A 19452-nucleotide genomic window follows, 5' to 3' on the forward strand; every position below is an offset into this window, starting at 1 on the left:
GTCCTGCTTTTACGACATAAGCACCGCCCGGCATGCAGCCCTGCACCTTTGCGCCCGTAGAAGGTAAACTTCGCCCCCTGCGCAGGAGCAACCATGAATTATCGTCACGCCTTTCACGCCGGCAACCACGCCGATGTCTTCAAACACCTGACCTTGACCCGCCTCATCGCCCTGATGTCGCGCAAGGAGCAGCCGTTCGCCTACCTCGACACCCACGCAGGGATTGGTCTGTACGACCTGCAAGGCGACCAGGCCAATCGCACGGGTGAATATCTGGAAGGCATCGCGCGCCTATGGGGCGAAAGCGACCTGCCGCCGCTGACTGCCGATTACATGCGCGTGCTGCACGAGATGAATCCTGACGGTCAGTTACGCTACTACCCTGGCTCGCCGGAATTGGCGCGGCGCCTCACGCGCCCACAGGACCGCGTGTTGCTCAATGAAAAGCACCCGGAGGACGGCGTGCTGCTCAAAGACAATATGAAGGGTGATCGCCGCGTCAAAGTGCACTTGGGCGAAGGCTGGCATGTGCCGCGTGCCTTGCTGCCTGTGCCGGAAAAACGCGCGCTGATGCTGATCGACCCGCCGTTTGAAAAGCTCGACGAGATGCAACGCTGCGCCGCCTCCCTCAAGGAAGCCGTCAGCCGCATGCGCCAAACCGTCGCGGCGATCTGGTACCCGGTGAAGGATCAACGCATGCTGCGTCGCTTCTACCAGGACCTGGCCGGCACCGGTGCGCCGAAGTTGCTGCGTGTGGAATTGCTGGTGCATCCGCTGGACACGCCCAACACCTTGACGGGCTCGGGCCTGGCGATTGCCAACCCGCCTTGGGGTCTGGAAGAGGAATTGCGTGAACTGCTGCCGTGGCTGTCCAAGAAGCTTGGCCAGACCCAGGGTGGGTGGCAGATGGATTGGCTTATCGCCGAATAATCCTCGGCGCTGATCAAGTGTGGGAGGGGGCTTGCCTCCGATAGCGGTGGGTCAGCTACAGATGTACTGACTGACATTCAGCTATCGGGGGCAAGCCCCCTCCCACATTTTGATCTACGTCGGCTTTAGATCGGGCAGGTCACGCCGGTCCCGCCGATCCCACAGTAGCCCTGCGGGTTCTTCGCCAAGTACTGCTGGTGATACGCCTCGGCGAAGTACACCGTTGGGGCTTCTTCGATTTCCGTGGTGATAGCACCCAGGCCGGATTTGGTCAGCTCTTGCTGATAAGTCTCGGCACTGGCCTTCGCCGCCGCCAATTGCTCAGGCGTGGTCGCATAGACCACCGAACGGTACTGGCTGCCGATATCGTTGCCCTGGCGCATGCCCTGAGTTGGGTTGTGCAATTCCCAGAACATCTTCAACAGGTCTTCGTATTTCACTTTGGCCTGGTCATAAACCACCAGCACCACTTCACTGTGACCGGTCAGGCCGGAGCAGACTTCTTCGTAAGTCGGGTTCGGCGTGTAGCCGCCCGCGTAGCCGACCACGGTGCTGACCACGCCCTCGCGCTGCCAGAACCTGCGCTCCGCACCCCAAAAGCAGCCCAGGCCGAAGATGGCAAAACCCACGTCATCGACGAACGGGCCGAGCAGTGGGTTGCCGTTGACGAAGTGCGTCTCCGGCAGATTCATCGGGGTTTCACGACCAGGCAACGCTTGTTCTTGAGTAGGCAACACGTTTTTGTTCACCAGAATTTCCGAGCGCAAGACCATGATCAGTCCTCTCAGTCAGATTGAGTAAGGTAAGAATTCAGACAGCCAGTGTGCCCGAGTGTTACCGCGCTGTCAGGCGATTGGCCCGCGCGGGTAGCGTTTGAGCTTCTCAAGCAGCTCTGCGCCGGGGATTGGCCGGTCGAACAGGTAGCCCTGGCCTACGTCGCAGCGATGCCGACGCAGGAACGCCAGTTGCTCGGCGGTCTCGATGCCTTCGGCCACGACCTTGAGCTTGAGGTTGTGAGCCATGGCGATCACGGCCGAGGTGATTTCCATGTCGTCCTGGTTGTCCGGAATTTCATGGATAAAGCTGCGATCGATCTTAATGATGTCGATGGGGAATTTTTTCAGGTAGCTCAGCGACGAGTAACCGGTACCGAAGTCGTCCATGGCCAGGGTCAGGCCAAAACTCTTCAACTGATCCAGTTGCAGGCGCGTGTCTTCAGTGGCTTCCAGCAGCAGGCCTTCGGTCAGCTCCAGCTCCAGCAGGTTGGCCGGCAGCTCTTCTTCCTTGAGGATTGTGGCAATCGAGGCCACCAGGTCCGGGTCGGAGAACTGCTTGGGTGACAGGTTGATCGCCACCTGCAGGTTGCCCATGCCGGCGGCGCTCAGTTGCTTGCTCATGCGGCAGGCCTGGCGGGCGATCCATTTGCCGATGGGGATAATCAGCCCCGTCTCTTCGGCCACGCTGATGAACTGATCGGGACGGATCATGCCCTTTTCCGGGTGATTCCAGCGCAGCAGCGCTTCCATGCCCAGTAACCGCCCGCTGCGCAGGCACAGCTTGGGCTGGTAGAACACGTCCAGTTCGTTCTGGGTCAGTGCGCGCCGCAGGTTGTTTTCCACGAACAGCTTGTAGCTGGCCTCGGCGTTCAGCGCCTCTGTAAACACCTGAACCTGGTGTTTGCCGTTGGCCTTGGCCTTGTGCAGGGCCAGGCCGGCGTTGCGCATCAGGGTCTGCGGGTCGCGCCCGTGCAGCGGCGCGCAGGCCAGGCCCACGGAACCGGTGACGCTGATCAATTGGTTGTCGACGAACATCGGTTTGTCGAGCGTCGCCAGCAATTGGCTGGCGACCTGCTGGCCGCTTTCCAGGTCGGTGTCGTCCAGCAACACCGCAAACTCGTTACTGGCAAAGCGCGCCAGGCTGCCGCTGGCACTCAGGCTGTTGCGCAGGCGGCGGGCCAGGCTGATCAGCAGCTTGTCGCCGGTCTGGTGGCCGAGGCTGTCATTGATGCGCTTGAAGTTGTCGATGTCCACCAGCAACAGGCTGATCGGGCTGTCGCTGTCGCGGGCAAAACGTTCATCGAGGTTGCGGATGAATGCCGGACGGTTGCCCAGGTTGGTCAGGTTATCGGTGTAGGCCAGGCGCTCGATGCGCTGCTGGGCCAGCTTGTTCTGGGTGATGTCTTCGTAGATGCCGATGTAGTGGGTCAGCTCACGGTTGTCGCCATACACCTTGGAAATCGACAGCTGGCCCCAGTAGGGCTCGAGGTTTTTGCGTCGGCTCTTGAACTCGCCCTGCCAGCTGTTGCTCTTGGCCAGGCTCGATGGGGCGTCGAACAGCAATTCGCTGAGGTTTTCCAGGGCGGGCAATTGCGCCAGGCGGTGGCCATGGACTTCTTCGGCGCTGTACTGGGTGATCGCGGTGAAGCTTGGGTTGACGTACTCCACCACGCCGTCGCAATTGACCAGCAGAAAGGCGTTGGCGCTTTGCTCCACCGCACGCTGGAACAAATGCAGGGCGCTGGTGGCAGTACGGCGGTTGTGGTTGTTGATCACTTGCGCGAACTGGTCCGCGAGCTCGCCGGCGAAGGCGATCTCGTCAGCCTGCCAGTCACGCGGGCTGCCGCACTGCTCCAGGCACAATACGCCGACCACTTGGCCGTCGACGCGGATGCTCGCATCGAGCATGGCGTGGATGTCTCTGTTGCGTAGATTCTCGGCCATTTCGCGGGTGCGCGGATCGCGCATGGCGTTGGTGGCGTCGATGGCGCGGCTGCTTTGCAAGGCTTCCAGATAATCCGGGAAGCGGCTGGCATCGATGGGTTCGGGCAGATGGTGCTGTTGGTTATTGCGGTGGTAAGCCGAGATTGGCACCAAGCGCTGGTCTTCGAGGTTCCAGATGCTGGCGCAGTCGATCTGGTAGATATCGCAGGCGCTGCGCGTGATCAGCTCGGCGGCTTCCTGAAGCGAATTGTTGGCGGTGTAGCGCTGGCGGGCCAGCAGCAGGATCAGTTCCTGCTGGGCGCGCACTCGTTCAAGGTGCTGCAATTGCTCCTGCTGGGCGCGCTGGTTCAGCTCCAGGGCGATTTGCAGGCGGCTGTTCTGGCTTTCCAGATCCTCGGTCGGGACGGGTAAGGGAAGCTCGCTGAACAGACCATCAACCACCATCAGGTAGCCGCGCAGCAGATGGCGATTGTGTTGTTTATAGGCTTCGCCCATTTCCAGCAGGCTCAGGGGGCCGTCACTGGTGTGCAGGGTGTAGCGCACCAGGTAATGAGGGCTCTGGGTCAATTGCTGCTGGATGATGTCGTGCAGTTGATAGCGGGCCTGGGGTTCCATCAGGCTGGCGTATGGCGTGCCGAGCAGGGCACACAACTCGACCGCAGGCAGGCCGAATTGGCGCTCGCAATTGGGGTCAAGGTACAGGAGAGCCCAGCTTGCCTCATTAAGCCGCTCGAAACGCAGCATACCGAGGCGCGAAGGCACCGGTAACTGCGTCACTACCTCGGCCGCCATACGGGCGACATCGGGTTGGCTTTTCATGGGGAGACTCACTTCAAAAAACGCGCACGGCGCAGGGCTCACGCCCTCTTTTTTTGTTGCCTGTGGCAAGGTTGCATCATGCGGCACAGACTGACAAGAGAGGATGAAGGCTAAGTGCTATAAGGGGGTTATCGGCCGGGCGAGGGATTTCTTCAATCGAGATGACAGAAGGTGTACAAACCTGTTCTGTCTGTATCGAAAAGCAAAAAAAGCCCCGCCAAATTGACGGGGTTGAGGTACGAGCGTGGCGCTCGGAAATCGGTGCAACCAAGTCTCCCCGGTGAAGGGGAGACCTGATCTGGCTTACAGCAAGATGGTGCGGATGTCGTTCAGCAGCTGGCTCAGACGCTGGGTAAAGCGTGCAGCGGCCGCGCCGTTGATCACACGGTGATCGTAGGACAGCGACAGTGGCAGCATCAGCTTCGGCTGGAACGCTTTACCGTCCCAGACCGGCTGGATGGTTGCCTTGGAAACACCCAGGATCGCCACTTCCGGCGCGTTGACGATTGGCGTGAAGCCAGTGCCGCCAATGTGACCGAGGCTGGAGATCGTGAAGCAGGCGCCTTGCATGTCGTCTGCGGTCAGCTTCTTGTCGCGGGCCTTGGCAGCCAACGCAGCCGCTTCGGCAGCGAGTTGCAGCAGGCTCTTCTGGTCGACGTTCTTGATGACCGGTACCAGCAGGCCGTCAGGGGTGTCTACAGCGAAGCCCACGTTGACGTATTTCTTGCGAATGATCGCTTTGCCGCTTGGCGCCAGTGAGCTGTTGAAGTCCGGCAGCTCCTTGAGCAGGTGTGCACACGCCTTGAGCAGCAGTGGCAGCACGGTCAGTTTCACGCCAGCCTTCTCGGCCACGGCTTTCTGCGCAACGCGGAAAGCTTCCAGGTCGGTGATGTCGGCCTGGTCGAACTGGGTTACGTGCGGAATGTTCAGCCAGCTGCGGTGCAGGCTCGACGCGCCGATTTGCATCAGGCGAGTCATTGGCACTTCTTCGGTCTCGCCGAAGCGGCTGAAGTCCACGACCGGGATCGGTGGAATGCCTGAGCCGCCGGTAGCAGCGCCGGCAGCCGGAGCTTCCTTGGCTTTCTGCATCATGGCTTTGACGTAAACCTGCACATCTTCCTTCAGCACGCGGCCATGTGGGCCAGTGGCCGACACAGCGTTCAGCTCGACGCCGAATTCACGGGCCAGTTGGCGTACCGCCGGGCCAGCGTGAACCTTGGCACCGCTTGGCGCAGGTGCAGCAGCAGCTGGAGCCGGTGCGGCCTCGGCTTTTGCAGCAGGTGCGGGTGCAGCGGCCGGTGCAGCTTCAGCTTTGGCAGCAGCCGGAGCGGCGGCGGCGGGGGCTGGAGCGGCAGCCGGTGCGGCGCCTTGTACTTTCAGCTTGAGGATGAAGTCACCGGTGCCGACTTCGTCTTCCAGCTTGACTGCGATGCTTTCCACCACGCCAGCAGCCGGCGAAGGAATTTCCATGGAAGCCTTGTCGGATTCCAGGGTGATCAGCGATTGGTCGGCTTCGACGGTGTCGCCAACCTTGACCAACAGCTCGATGATCTTGGCCTTGCCCGACGAACCGATGTCCGGAACATGAATGTCCTGAACAGAGGCGGCGGCCGGTGCAGCAGCCGGGGCCGCAGGGGCCTCGGCTGCAGCGGCAGGCTTTTCAGCGGCAGGCGCTGGTGCAGCAGCGGCAGCAGGAGCCGCCGCAGGTGCAGCATCAGCGGCACCTTCGATTTCCAGCTCCAGCAGTTCGTCGCCTTCTTTCAGGCGGTCGCCCAGCTTCACTTTTAGGCTCTTGACCACGCCGGCCTTGGGAGCAGGGATTTCCATGCTCGCCTTGTCCGACTCCAGGGTCAGGATGCTCTGGTCGGCTTCGACTTTGTCGCCGACCTTCACAAACAGCTCGATTACTTCACCTTCACCGCTGCCGATGTCAGGTACGCGAATGAGTTCGCTCACAAAAAATCTCCTCAGCAGTCCAGTGGGTTGCGTTTTTCCGGGTTGATCCCGAACTTGACGATAGCGTCAGCCACCACCTTAGGTTCGATCTCACCACGGTCAGCCAAGGCTTCCAGGGCTGCCAACACCACGAAGTGACGGTCGACTTCGAAGAAGTGACGCAGCTTCTTACGGCTGTCACTGCGGCCGAAACCGTCGGTACCCAGGACTTTGAATTCCTTGGACGGGACCCACTGGCGAATTTGTTCAGCGAACAGCTTCATGTAGTCGGTAGAGGCAATGACTGGACCTTTACGGCCGGCCAGGCACTCTTCGACGTAGCTCTTCGCGGGTTTCTGACCAGGATGCAGGCGGTTGCTGCGCTCTACGGCCAGGCCGTCGCGACGCAGTTCGTTGAAGCTGGTAACGCTCCACACGTCGGCGCCGACGTTGAATTCGTCACGCAGGATCTTCGCTGCTTCACGCACTTCACGCAGGATGGTGCCGGAGCCCATCAGCTGTACGTGGTGCGCTGCTTCCTTGGTGTCTTCTTCGAGCAGGTACATGCCCTTGATGATGCCTTCCTCGACACCGGCCGGCATGGCTGGCTGCTGGTAGGACTCGTTCATCACGGTGATGTAGTAGAAAACGTCCTGCTGCTCTTCGGTCATTTTCTTCATGCCGTCCTGGATGATCACCGCCAGCTCATAGCCGTAGGTTGGATCAAAGGTGCGGCAGTTCGGGATGGTGGCAGCCAGGATGTGGCTGTGACCGTCTTCGTGTTGCAGGCCTTCGCCGTTCAGCGTGGTCCGGCCGGCGGTGCCGCCGATCAGGAAGCCACGGGTACGGCTGTCGCCTGCTGCCCAAGCCAGGTCGCCGATACGCTGGAAGCCGAACATCGAGTAGAAGATGTAGAACGGCAGCATCGGCTGGTTGTGGCTGGAGTACGAAGTACCGGCAGCGATGAAGGAGCTCATGGCGCCCGCTTCGTTGATGCCTTCTTCGAGGATCTGGCCCTTCTTGTCTTCCTTGTAGAACATCACCTGGTCTTTATCGACTGGCTCATAGAGCTGGCCGACGGAGGAGTAGATGCCCAACTGACGGAACATGCCTTCCATACCGAAGGTACGGGCTTCGTCCGGGATAATCGGAACGATGCGTGGACCGATTTCCTTGTCCTTGACCAACTGCGCGAGGATCCGCACGAAGGCCATGGTGGTGGAAATTTCACGGTCGCCCGAACCGTCCAGGATAGCCTTGAGGGTGCTCAGGTCCGGGGTCGGTACGGAGAAACTGTTGGCGCGGCGCTGTGGTACGAAACCGCCCAGTGCAGTGCGGCGCTCGCTCAGGTAGCGGGCTTCGGCGCTGTTTGGCTCTGGCTTGAAGAACGGCAGGTTTTCCAGCTCTTCGTCCTTGACCGGGATGTCGAAGCGGTCGCGGAACAACTTCAGGCTGTCGACGTCGACTTTCTTGGTGTTGTGCGCAGTGTTCTTCGCTTCGCCAGCACCGGTGCCATAACCCTTGATGGTCTTGGCCAGGATGACGGTTGGTTGTTCTTTGTGGTTGACCGCTTCGTGGTACGCCGCGTAGACCTTGTACGGGTCGTGGCCGCCACGGTTGAGTTTCCAGATCTCGTCGTCGGACAGGTCTGCAACCATTGCCTTGAGTTCAGGCGTGTTGAAGAAGTGTTCACGTACGAACGCGCCGTCTTTGGCTTTGTAGTTCTGGTACTCGCCGTCGATGACTTCGTCCATGCGACGTTGCAGGATACCGTCAACGTCCTTGGCCAGCAGTGGGTCCCAGAAACGGCCCCAGATGACTTTGGTCACGTTCCACTGAGCACCGCGGAACACGCCTTCGAGTTCCTGGATGATCTTGCCGTTGCCGCGAACCGGGCCGTCGAGGCGCTGCAGGTTGCAGTTGATGACGAAGATCAGGTTGTCCAGCTTCTCGCGGCCGGCCAGGGAGATGGCGCCCAGGGATTCCGGCTCGTCGCACTCGCCGTCGCCCAGGAAGCACCAGACTTTCTGCTTGCCTTCAGGGATGAAGCCACGGGCTTCCAGGTACTTCATGAAACGTGCCTGGTAGATCGCTTGAATTGGACCCAGACCCATGGAAACGGTCGGGAACTGCCAGAAATCAGGCATCAGCCAAGGGTGCGGGTAGGACGACAAGCCGCCACCGTCGACTTCCTGGCGGAAGTTGTTCATCTGGTCTTCGGTGATGCGACCTTCCATGAACGCGCGGGCATAAACGCCTGGCGAGGTGTGACCCTGGAAGTAGATCAGGTCGCCGCCGTGTTCGTCGGTCGGGGCCTGGAAGAAGTAGTTGAAGCCAATGTCATACAGGGTTGCGCTGGAAGCGAAGCTGGAGATGTGACCGCCCAGGTCCGAATCTTTCAAGTTCGTGCGCATTACCATCGCCATGGCGTTCCAACGTACCAGCGAGCGAATGCGGCGTTCCATGAACAGGTCGCCAGGCATGCGTGCTTCGTGGGTAACGGGGATGGTGTTGCGGTATGGCGTGGTGATGGCGTAGGGCAGTTGCGAGCCGCTGCGGGTCGCGAGTTCGCCCATACGGGTCATCAGGTAGTGAGCACGGTCTTCGCCTTCTTTGTCGAGAACCGATTCCAGGGCGTCCAGCCATTCCTGGGTTTCGACGGGATCGAGGTCTTGCATGGCTTGCTCCAGGGCGGAAAGGCTACCAGAATCGGTTGCCTGAAGTTTGCGACTGGCCTTGTGGGCAGACGACATAAATTCTTGGATGGCCGAAGGTTGCTTCGGCGTCCTGTAGTTTTACTACAAATCGTCGGCCATTTCAGCCTTTCGAATGTATATACGAGTAGTAAAACTACACAAGACCGAGCGTATGGCTCGGTCTGGCTGGTGAGCATAATCGTTATTGTTGATCTTTTGCGAACAAGAAAAGGTAGAAGTTTAATGTTGTCTGCCAAAAACTATAAATTTTCAGCTATTTATAACCTTTGTTCGACAGTCCTTCATCGAGCGTGCTTCTTGCGTTCGCAGCAACAAGCCCATTACGCGCCGATCAAGGATAGACCATGAGCCTTCCAATGCTGGCCGAATTGCCGGCCATTCTCCTCCCAATTGCCCAGCGGGCCGAGCAGTCATTTCGTGACGCAGTGGCCGCGCTGGAGGACGATCATGGACTTTGTACGTGGACGCCGCAACGCTGGGCCGACTTCGCCCGGGTGTGCGCCGCCAGTGATTTCGTCATTGAACAGAGTGTTCGTGACCCTTTGATGTTGCTGGAGCTGGTGGCCTGGGGTGAGCTGGACCGCGGCTTTGCGCCGGGCGAGCTGTGCGGGCAAATTGCAGGCGCTGTGCAACAGGCTGAAACCGAAGACGAACTGGGCCGCGTATTGCGTCGCCAGCGCACGCGCCAGCAAGTACGGATTATTTGGCGCGACCTTACCCGTCAGGCTGATCTGGTGCAGACCTGTCGTGATCTGTCCGACATGGCTGACGCCTGCATCGACCAAGCCTACCAATGGCTGTACCAACGCCACTGCGTGCAGTTCGGCACGCCCACCGGCCGGCGCAGCGGCGAGCCGCAGCACATGGTCATCCTTGGCATGGGCAAGCTCGGCGCGGTGGAGCTGAACCTCTCGTCGGATATCGACCTGATCTTCGCCTACCCCGAAGGCGGCGAAACAGTGGGCGTGAAGCGTTCACTGGATAACCAGGAGTTCTTCATTCGCCTTGGTCAAAAACTGATCAAGGCCCTCGACCCCATGACCGTCGACGGTTTTGTGTTCCGCGTTGATATGCGCCTGCGTCCTTACGGTTCGGCCGGAGCGCTGGTGCTCAGTTTCAATGCGCTGGAGCAGTACTACCAGGATCAGGGCCGCGACTGGGAACGCTACGCCATGATCAAGGCGCGCGTAGTGGCAGGCGACCAGGTGGCCGGTGCGCAATTGCTCGATATGCTGCGACCGTTTGTGTACCGCCGCTACCTGGACTTCTCCGCCATCGAAGCGCTGCGCACCATGAAGCAGTTGATCCAGCAGGAAGTGCGGCGCAAAGGCATGGCCGACAATATCAAGCTCGGCTCGGGCGGTATCCGCGAGGTGGAATTCATCGCTCAGGCCTTCCAGTTGATTCACGGCGGTCGCGACCTCAGCCTGCAACAACGCCCGCTGCTCAAAGTGCTCGGTACCCTGGAGGGCCAGGGTTACCTGCCGCCGGCGGTGATCGCCGAGTTGCGCAATGGCTACGAGTTCCTGCGCTACACCGAGCATGCCATCCAGGCAATAGCTGACCGCCAGACCCAAATGCTTCCGAGCACTCCGGAAGATCAGGCGCGCATTGCCTTTATGCTGGGCTTTGCCGACTGGTCCGCGTTCCATGAGCGCCTGATGCACTGGCGTGGCCGGGTGGACTGGCACTTCCGCCAAGTGATTGCCGACCCCGATGAAGAAGAGGGCGAAGAAAGCGAGTTGGTAGTGGGCGGTGAGTGGTTGCCGCTATGGGAAGAATCCCAGGATGAAGACGCCGCCTGCCGCCAATTGACCGAAGGCGGCTTCACTGACGCGCCCAGGGCGCTCAAGGCCCTGGCTGGTTTGCGCGGCAGCCCGCAGTTACGTGCGATGCAACGCCTCGGTCGCGAACGGCTGGATGCGTTTATCCCGCGCCTGTTGGCCCAGGCGGTCGAACACGCCAACCCGGACCTGGTGTTGGAGCGCGTGCTGCCGCTGGTGGAGGCCGTCGCCCGTCGCTCCGCTTACCTGGTGCTGCTCACGGAAAACCCCGACGCCCTGCGCCGCCTGTTGACCCTGTGCGCCGCCAGCCCGTGGATTGCTGAGCAGATCACCCGTTTCCCGCTGTTGCTGGACGAGTTGCTCAACGAAGGCCGCCTGTTCAAGCCGCCGCTGGCGCCGGAGTTGGCCGCCGAATTGCGCGAGCGCCTCACGCGTATCCCCGAGGACGACCTTGAGCAGCAGATGGAAGCGCTGCGTCACTTCAAGCTCGCCCACCGCCTACGCGTGGCCGCTTCGGAAATCGCCGGCAGCCTGCCGTTGATGAAAGTCAGCGACTACCTGACCTGGCTCGCCGAAGCCATCCTCGAACAAGTGCTGGCCCTGGCCTGGCGCCAGACCGTGGCGCGCCACGGCTCGCCGCAGCGTCTGGACGGCACCCTGTGCGATCCTGGGTTCATTATTGTCGGTTATGGGAAAGTCGGCGGGATCGAACTGGGGCATGGTTCGGACCTGGATCTGGTGTTTATCCATGATGGCGATCCGCAGGCCGAAACCGATGGCGCCAAGCCGATTGACGGCGCGCAGTTTTTCACGCGCCTTGGCCAGCGCATCATTCACCTGCTGACCACCCAGACCAACTCCGGTCAGTTGTACGAAGTGGATATGCGCCTGCGACCTTCCGGTGCGTCCGGTTTGCTGGTCAGTTCGCTGGGTGCATTTGATCGCTATCAACAAAATGAAGCGTGGACCTGGGAGCATCAGGCCCTGATCCGCGCGCGGGTGCTGGTTGGCAGTCAGGATGTGGGCCGTGCGTTCGAGCAGGTACGGGCTAAAGTGTTGGGGCGTGAGCGGGATCTGGCGAAACTGCGCCAGGAGGTCAGCGAGATGCGCACTAAGATGCGTGACAACCTGGGCACCAAGGCCACCACAGCCGGTACCGGCGCCAATGCCTTCGACGCCGCGGCCGTGTTCGACCTCAAGCAGGACGCCGGAGGTATCGTCGATATTGAATTTATGGTGCAATACGCGGCTTTGGCGTGGTCTGCCCAGCACCCATCGTTGCTGCGCTACACCGACAATATCCGCATTCTGGAAGGCCTGGAGCAGGTGGGGTTGATGCCCGCCGCCGATGCCCACCTGCTGCGCGAGGTGTATAAGGCCTACCGTTCCGCTGCGCATCGCCAGGCCTTGCAAAACGAGGCCGGTACGGTGGCTGGGGATCAGTTCGCCGACGAACGGCGACAGGTGATGCGCATCTGGCAGGAGCTGGGGTTGAGCTGAAACACTATTAGGGCGGGGAGGCATAAGCCTCCCCGCATCGTTTGTGGAAACTACATGAATATTCTGATCGTTGGGCCCAGTTGGGTCGGTGACATGGTGATGGCACATACACTGTTCCAGTGCTTGCGCCAGCGCCACCCAGACTGCCAGATCGACGTGCTCGCTCCTGAGTGGAGCCGGCCGATCCTTGAGCGCATGCCCGAAGTGCGCAACGCCTTGAGCTTCCCGCTCGGCCACGGCGCCCTGGAGCTGGCAACCCGCCGTCGCATCGGCAAATCCCTGGCCGGCCATTATGACCAGGCGATCCTGTTGCCCAACTCGCTGAAGTCGGCGCTGGTGCCGTTTTTTGCTGGCATCCCCAAGCGCACCGGCTGGCGCGGCGAGTTTCGCTACGTATTGCTTAACGATGTGCGCACGTTGGATAAGGCGCGCTATCCGCTGATGATCGAACGCTTCATGGCGTTGGCATATGAGCCAGGCGCGGAGCTGCCCAAGCCGTACCCGCGCCCGAGCCTGCAGATCGACCCAGTAACCCGCGACGCGGCCCTGGCCAAGTTCGGCCTGACGCTTGATCGCCCGGTGCTTGCCCTGTGCCCTGGCGCCGAGTTTGGCGAGTCCAAGCGCTGGCCGGCGGAGCACTACGCCAAAGTCGCCGAGATGAAGATTCGCGAAGGCTGGCAGGTGTGGTTGTTCGGCTCGAAAAAAGATCATCCGGTGGGTGAAGAGATTCGCCAGCGCCTGATTCCTGGCCTGCGCGAAGAGTCGGTGAACCTGAGTGGCGACACATCGCTGGCCGAGGCGATTGACCTGCTGTCTTGCGCGGATGCGGTGGTGTCCAACGACTCCGGCCTGATGCACGTGGCCGCAGCGCTGAACCGCCCATTGGTGGCCGTGTACGGTTCGACGTCTCCAGGGTTTACCCCGCCCCTGGCCGAAAAGGTTGAAGTGGTGCGCCTGGGCCTGGAATGCAGCCCGTGCTTTGACCGTACTTGCCGTTTCGGCCACTACAACTGCATGCGCCAGTTGCTGCCACAGCCGGTGAACGAGGCTTTGCAGCGGTTGCAGGGCACTGCGGTCGAGGTTCACTGAGTTGCGGGTACTGGTAATCAAGACCTCATCCCTGGGCGACGTGATTCATGCGTTGCCGGCACTCACCGACGCGGCGCGCGCGATCCCCGGCATTCAATTCGACTGGGTGGTGGAAGAAGGCTTCGCCGAGATCCCGACCTGGCACCCGGCCGTAGACAAAGTGATCCCGGTGGCGATCCGCCGCTGGCGCAAGAACCTCTGGCAGACCATCAAAAGCGGCGAGTGGCGGCGTTTCAAGCAGCAGATCCAGTCGACCAAATACGACCTGGTGATCGACGCCCAAGGCCTGCTCAAAAGTGCTTGGTTGACCCGCTATGTGCGTGCTCCGGTAGCGGGCTTCGATAAGAACTCCGCCCGTGAACCCATTGCGGCGCGCTTCTACTCGCGACGCCTGGCCGTGGCCCGTGGGCAACACGCGGTGGAGCGTCTGCGCCAGCTGTTCGCCGTGGCGCTGGGTTATGACTTGCCCAAAGGCTTGGGTGACTACGGCCTGAGCACCGAAAAACTGCTCGGCCTGCCGCCGAAAAAACCGTTTGTGCTGCTGTTGCACGGCACCACCTGGGACACTAAACACTGGCCCGAAGCCTATTGGCGCGAGCTGGCTGAGCGCATGGGCCGCTTGGGTGTGGACGTGAAATTACCTTGGGGCAATGCCGCCGAAAAAGCCCGCGCCGAACGCCTGGCCCAAGGCCTGGGCAACGCCGAAGTGTTGCCCAAACTCAACCTGGCCGGCGTCGCTCGGGTATTGGCTGGCGCCCGTGCCTGCGTCGCGGTGGACACCGGTCTCGGCCACTTGGCTGCCGCGTTGGACGTGCCGACTATTTCCCTGTTCGGCCCCACCAACCCCGGCCTGACCGGCGCTTACGGCAAGGGCCAGATTCACTTGGGCAGCGACTGGTCGTGCGCACCGTGTCTGCAAAAGCAATGTACCTATCAACCCACGGCCGACGACCTGCGTCGGTTCGACATCAAGCGCGAGTCGCCCCTGTGCTTCACGCGCCTGAACCCTGAGCGTGTGGCAAGCCGGCTGAGCACGTTGTTATTGGCTGAGGAGCTGCACTGATGCAACTGGCTTTTGTTCTGTACAAATACTTCCCCTTCGGTGGCCTGCAGCGCGACTTCATGCGCATCGCCCTGGAGTGCCAGCAGCGCGGCCATCAGATTCGTGTCTACACGCTGATCTGGGAAGGCGACATCCCGCCCGGCTTCGAAGTGCTGGTGGCGCCGGTCAAGGCGTTCTTCAACCATAAGCGCAACGAGAAGCTCAGTGCGTGGATGGAGGCCGACCTCGCCAAGCGCCCGGTGGACCGCCTGATCGGCTTCAACAAGATGCCAGGCCTGGACGTGTACTACGCCGCCGATGGCTGCTTTGAAGACAAGGCGCAAAACCTGCGCCATTCGCTGTACCGCAGCTTTGGCCGCTACAAGCACTTTGCCGAATACGAGCGTGCGGTGTTCGCCAAGGACGCCAAGACTGAAGTCCTGATGATCTCCGAGGTGCAGCAGCCGCTGTTCATCAAGCATTACGATACCCCGCTGGAACGCTTCCATCTGCTGCCGCCGGGCATTGCCCAGGACCGTCGCGCGCCGCCGAACGCGGCTGAAATCCGCGAAGGTTTCCGCAAGGAATTCAACCTCGGCGATGACGATCTGTTGCTGGTGCAGATCGGCTCTGGATTCAAGACCAAGGGCGTCGATCGCAGCCTGAAAGCCTTGGCCGCGTTGCCCTCTGAACTGAAGAAACGTACGCGCCTGTTTGTAATCGGCCAGGACGACCCCAAGGTATTCCAACTGCAAAGCGCCACTCTTGGGCTGGGCGACAACGTGCAGTTCCTCAAGGGGCGCAGCGATATCCCGCGTTTCCTGCTGGGCGCCGACCTGCTGATCCACCCGGCGTACAACGAAAACACCGGCACCGTGTTGCTCGAAGCCCTGGTGGCTGGGTTGCCGGTGTTGGTTTCTGCCGTGTGTGGCTATGCGCACTACATCGCCGAAGCTGACAGTGGGCTGGTGCTGGACGAGCCGTTTGAACAGGCTCAGTTGAACCAGTACCTGGCGCAAATGTTGACCGATTCTGCACAGCGCGCGGCCTGGGGCCGCAATGGGTTGGCCTTCGCCGAGACGGCCGACCTCTACAGCATGCCGCAGCACGCTGCGGATGTGATTCTGGCGGAGCCAAAACGATGAAGTTGATTCTTGCCGAACCGTTCAAGACGTTATGGGCCGGGCGTGATGCTTTCGCCGAAGTCGAGAAACTGCAAGGCCAGGTATTCCGTGAACTGGCAGCGCGTCGCACGCTGCGCACCGAGGTGGATGGCCGCCCGTATTTCGTGAAGATTCATCGCGGTATTGGCTGGGCAGAAATCTTCAAGAACCTGATCACCGCCAAGTTGCCGGTACTGGGCGCCGGCCTGGAATGGGATGCCATTCACCGCTTGCAGGAGATCGGCGTACCGACTATGACCGGCGTGGCCTTCGGCGAAAAAGGCAGCAACCCGGCGGACCAACACTCGTTCATCATCACCGAAGAACTGGCGCCGACCCTCAGCCTTGAAGACGTGACCCTCAACTGGGCCGCCGAGCCACCCGCACCTGCCTTGCGTCATGCCCTCACCGCAGAGCTGGCGCGCATGGTCGGCGACATGCATCGGGGCGGCGTGAACCATCGCGACTGCTACCTGTGCCACTTCCTGCTGGACACGTCCAAGCCGATCGACGCGCGTGACATCAAACTCTCGGTGATCGACCTGCACCGCGCCCAAATGCGGGCCCATTTGCCGCTGCGCTGGCGCGACAAGGACCTGTCGGCACTGTATTACTCAGCGCTGGACATCGGCCTGACCCGTCGCGACAAACTGCGCTTCCTCAAGGGCTATTTCCGCCAGCCGCTGCGCCAGATCCTGACCGAGCAATCGGCGTCGCTGAGTCTGATGCAGCGCAAGGCCGACAAGCTGTACGCACGCAAGCAACGCTACGGGGATGCGATCTGATGGCGGGTTGGAACCTGGAACCTGCTTATGCCGCCCTGGCGGATGATTTTGGAAGCCTCGACGCGGTGTTCGCCCTGCAAGGCGAGCGGCTGACCCGCGATCCGTTATCGGAAGTGATCCGGGTGCAGCGCGGCGGGGTCAATTACTACGTCAAGCGCTACACCGGCGCCGGCAAGGGCCTGCGGCGTTATCTGGGCAAGCCGCGGGTAAAGTCCGAATGGCAGAACCTCAAGCGCTTCGCCAAGTGGGGCATTCCCACCGCCGATGTGGTGGCTTGGGGCCTGGAGCGCAATGGCCTGGCCTACGACCGTGGTGCGATGATCACTCGTGAGTTGCCTAATACCGAAGATCTTTCGGTGGTGGCCGAGCGTAAAGATGCGCGCCTGCGCGACCCCAAGTGGGTCGATGTCGTCAGCCGCCAACTCGCCGAGTACACGCGCACGATGCACGACCAGCGCTTTACCCATAACGATTTGAAGTGGCGCAACCTGCTGATCGACGACCAGCAGACCCTGTACCTGATCGATTGCCCCAACGGCGATTTCTGGCGCGGTTTCTGGCTCAAGTACCGCATCACCAAGGACTTGGCCTGCCTCGACAAGGTGGCCAAGTATCACCTGTCGGCTACCCAGCGTCTGCGTTTCTACATGCAGTACCGTGGGTGTCGGCACCTGAGCGATTCGGACAAGCGGCGGATCCGCCACGTAGTGAAGTTTTTCGAGGGACGCGAATGAGTGATTTTCTGGCGGCTGAAGACCGTGCCTTGCTGGAGCGCCACGGCCTCGCGACATTCGACGCGCTGTGGGCCAAGCAACTGGACGCGGTGGACGAGCCCAACACCAGCCGTGGCGGCTGGAGTAGCGTGTTTCGTCTGGAGCTCGATGGCCACGGGTATTACCTAAAGCGCCAGAGCAACTACCTCACGCGCAGCTTGCACCGACCGCTGGGCGAGCCGAGTTTCTCCCGTGAGTTTCGCAATATCAGTCGTTACCGCTCGCTGGGTATCCCGGCCTTGCAGGCGGCGTTTTACGGGGAGCGCAAGGTCGCCGGTGAACACCGCGCAATGCTGCTGACCCGCGCCCTCGACGGCTGGAATGACTTGGATTCATTGCTGCAGCAGTGGCCGCAACTGAGCGACGCCCAGCACCGCGCGATCCTGCTGGCGTGCGGCCAATTGGCGCGCCGGTTGCACAGCCTCGGCCAGGTCCATGGCTGCTTTTACCCCAAGCATATTTTCCTGCAGGCGACCGGCGACGGTTATGCCGCGCAGTTGATCGACCTGGAAAAAACCCGCCCGCTGCTGTTCGGCTGGCGTGATCGGGTCAAAGACCTGGAACCGTTGTTGCGTCGTGCACGGCAGTGGTCGGACGTGCAGGTGCGTCAACTGCTGGCGGCCTACCTTGATCAGCCCGAAGACAGCGCGCTGGTCGCGACCTGGCTGCAACGCCTGACGGCTCGGCGTAGCCACAAGGAGAACCGCTGATGCGCCTGTCCGAGCTGAAAAGCGCCGGCCGCACACCGAGCCTGCCCCTGACCCTTGACCTGGCGGATGCCGCTGGCCCCGGCCAACTGCAACTGCTGAGCCTTTTGCGCGTGTTACCGGGCGAGCGTTACGTGGGCGCGGCAGTCTGGCGCGGGCGTCCGGTGCTGGCCAAGTTGTTGGTGGGCAGCAAGGCCGCGCGGCACTTTCAGCGTGAGCTGAATGGCGTACGACTACTGGCCGAACAAGGCCTGACCACGCCGCTGTTGCTCGCCGATGGCCTGCAGGAAGGCGAAGGCGGCTGGCTGCTGTTTGAATTTATCGAAGGCGCCGAAAGCCTGGCCGATGCCTGGCATGCCGTCGAAGGCCTGCCACCGTTGGCTGACGAGCAAACCGCCGTGCTCGCCGAAGCACTGGGCGCGATTGCCCAGATGCACACCAAAGGCTTGTGGCAGGAAGACCTGCACCTGGACAACCTGCTGCGCCAGGACGGCAAGCTGTACCTGATCGACGGTGCCGGTATCCGCGTCGAAGAGGCCGGCAAGCCGCTGTCGCGTAACCGCGTGCTGGAAAACCTCGGCGTGTTTTTCGCCCAGTTGCCGAAAAACCTTGAGCCGTTTACCGAAGAGTTGCTGGTGTATTACCTGCTGAGCAACGGCGAACACGCCTTGCCGCTGGAAGCCCTGGAGAAGCAGGTGCGCAAGGTCAGCGCTTGGCGCTTGAAGGACTTTTTGAACAAGGTCGGCCGCGAATGCACGTTGTTCAGCGTGGTACGCGGCGCCTTTGGTTTGCGCGCGATTCGTCGCGAAGAAGAGGCCTCAATGCTGCCGGTGCTGGAACAGGCCGATGCGCTGCTCGATCAGGGCCACTTGTACAAGACCGGTGGTGCCGCGAGCGTGGCCAAGGTCGAGGTAGCCGGTCGCCCGCTGGTTATCAAGCGCTACAACATCAAGGGCTTTGCCCACTGGCTCAAGCGCTTCTGGCGCCCAAGTCGCGCCTGGCATTCCTGGCGCGAAGGCAATCGCCTGGCGTTCCTTGGTATCGCCACGCCGAAGCCTTTGGCTGTGTTGGAAAAGCGCTTTTTGTGGCTGCGCAGTCGGGCTTATCTGATCACCGAATACCTGCCGGGCCCGGACATCATCGAGCGTTTCGCGCCCTATATTGAACACGGTGATGCACCGGAAGGTGAGCTGCTGGCACTCGACAAGCTGTTTGCCGAACTGATCCGCGAACGCATCAGCCATGGCGATTTCAAGGGCCATAACCTGTTCTGGGACAAGGATCGCTGGTCGCTGATCGACCTCGATGCAATGTGCCAACACACCTCCGCCGCCAGCTTCGCCACGGCATACGCGAAGGATCGTGCGCGGTTTATGCGTAATTGGCCGCAGGACAGTGCGTTGTACAAACTGATTGATCAGCGACTGCCCAAAACCATCGACTGAACACGTGCTTCCCGTGGTGAGCGGTCTTCCTGCGGTGAATGGG

Annotated in this window: 13 protein-coding genes; 9 read left to right on the forward strand and 4 right to left on the reverse strand. The window is 61.1% G+C overall.

Translation table 11 applies throughout. From position 1 onward, the window contains the following. Window positions 1–93: 93 nt before the first annotated feature. A complete protein-coding gene (locus ACEN2T_RS05680; protein WP_016975658.1) occupies window positions 94–930 on the forward strand; it encodes a 23S rRNA (adenine(2030)-N(6))-methyltransferase RlmJ in 837 nt (278 codons plus the stop codon). Window positions 931–1055: 125 nt separating this feature from the next. Here ACEN2T_RS05680 and msrA read toward each other — a convergent pair whose 3' ends face one another. The 4 genes from msrA to aceE all read right to left on the reverse strand — a co-directional run bounded on the left by msrA (window position 1056) and on the right by aceE (window position 9082). Further along, window positions 1056–1703, reverse strand: coding sequence for a peptide-methionine (S)-S-oxide reductase MsrA (gene msrA, locus ACEN2T_RS05685; RefSeq protein WP_032890360.1), 648 nt, complete (start codon window positions 1701–1703; stop codon window positions 1056–1058). 72 nt (window positions 1704–1775) lie between these two features. Then, on the reverse strand, window positions 1776–4469 hold the full coding sequence (locus ACEN2T_RS05690) for a GGDEF and EAL domain-containing protein (RefSeq protein ID WP_122753847.1): 2694 nt from the start codon (window positions 4467–4469) through the stop codon (window positions 1776–1778). Between the two features lie 303 nt (window positions 4470–4772). Then, window positions 4773–6425 (reverse strand): dihydrolipoyllysine-residue acetyltransferase, encoded by a 1653-nt coding sequence (aceF, locus tag ACEN2T_RS05695; protein ID WP_122682101.1) that lies wholly within the window; start codon window positions 6423–6425, stop codon window positions 4773–4775. 11 nt (window positions 6426–6436) lie between these two features. Then, complete coding sequence (gene aceE / locus ACEN2T_RS05700; protein WP_032890366.1) at window positions 6437–9082, reverse strand: pyruvate dehydrogenase (acetyl-transferring), homodimeric type; 2646 nt, start codon at window positions 9080–9082, stop codon at window positions 6437–6439. A gap of 383 nt (window positions 9083–9465) precedes the next feature. Here aceE and glnE point away from each other — a divergent pair, with 383 nt between their 5' ends. From glnE to ACEN2T_RS05740, 8 genes are read left to right on the forward strand one after another with little or no spacing between them, the layout of a single operon-like run. After that, a complete protein-coding gene (gene glnE / locus ACEN2T_RS05705; protein ID WP_442116433.1) occupies window positions 9466–12405 on the forward strand; it encodes a bifunctional [glutamate--ammonia ligase]-adenylyl-L-tyrosine phosphorylase/[glutamate--ammonia-ligase] adenylyltransferase in 2940 nt (979 codons plus the stop codon). 54 nt (window positions 12406–12459) lie between these two features. Continuing rightward, on the forward strand, window positions 12460–13494 hold the full coding sequence (gene waaF, locus ACEN2T_RS05710) for a lipopolysaccharide heptosyltransferase II (protein ID WP_442116434.1): 1035 nt from the start codon (window positions 12460–12462) through the stop codon (window positions 13492–13494). Window position 13495: 1 nt separating this feature from the next. Further along, window positions 13496–14557: a lipopolysaccharide heptosyltransferase I gene (gene waaC / locus ACEN2T_RS05715; protein WP_032890371.1), complete on the forward strand. Its 1062-nt coding sequence runs from the start codon at window positions 13496–13498 to the stop codon at window positions 14555–14557. Next, complete coding sequence (locus ACEN2T_RS05720) at window positions 14557–15681, forward strand: glycosyltransferase family 4 protein (protein WP_032890373.1); 1125 nt, start codon at window positions 14557–14559, stop codon at window positions 15679–15681. The genes waaC and ACEN2T_RS05720 overlap by 1 nt, the downstream gene beginning before the upstream one ends. Further along, a complete protein-coding gene (gene rfaP / locus ACEN2T_RS05725) occupies window positions 15678–16484 on the forward strand; it encodes a lipopolysaccharide core heptose(I) kinase RfaP (protein WP_032890375.1) in 807 nt (268 codons plus the stop codon). The genes ACEN2T_RS05720 and rfaP overlap by 4 nt, the downstream gene beginning before the upstream one ends. Beyond that, the gene (locus ACEN2T_RS05730) at window positions 16484–17218 is read left to right on the forward strand and encodes a lipopolysaccharide kinase InaA family protein (RefSeq protein ID WP_095186097.1); all 735 of its coding nucleotides are present in this window, start codon (window positions 16484–16486) and stop codon (window positions 17216–17218) included. Before rfaP ends, ACEN2T_RS05730 begins: the two co-directional genes overlap by 1 nt. Beyond that, the gene (locus ACEN2T_RS05735; protein ID WP_442116435.1) at window positions 17215–17967 is read left to right on the forward strand and encodes a lipopolysaccharide kinase InaA family protein; all 753 of its coding nucleotides are present in this window, start codon (window positions 17215–17217) and stop codon (window positions 17965–17967) included. The genes ACEN2T_RS05730 and ACEN2T_RS05735 overlap by 4 nt, the downstream gene beginning before the upstream one ends. Then, the gene (locus tag ACEN2T_RS05740; protein WP_442116436.1) at window positions 17967–19409 is read left to right on the forward strand and encodes a lipopolysaccharide kinase InaA family protein; all 1443 of its coding nucleotides are present in this window, start codon (window positions 17967–17969) and stop codon (window positions 19407–19409) included. Before ACEN2T_RS05735 ends, ACEN2T_RS05740 begins: the two co-directional genes overlap by 1 nt. Window positions 19410–19452 lie beyond the last annotated feature (43 nt).

It is taken from the genome of Pseudomonas sp. W22_MBD1_FP4, from assembly GCF_052113765.1.
In the GTDB taxonomy this organism is placed as follows: Bacteria; Pseudomonadota; Gammaproteobacteria; order Pseudomonadales; family Pseudomonadaceae; genus Aquipseudomonas; species Aquipseudomonas sivasensis.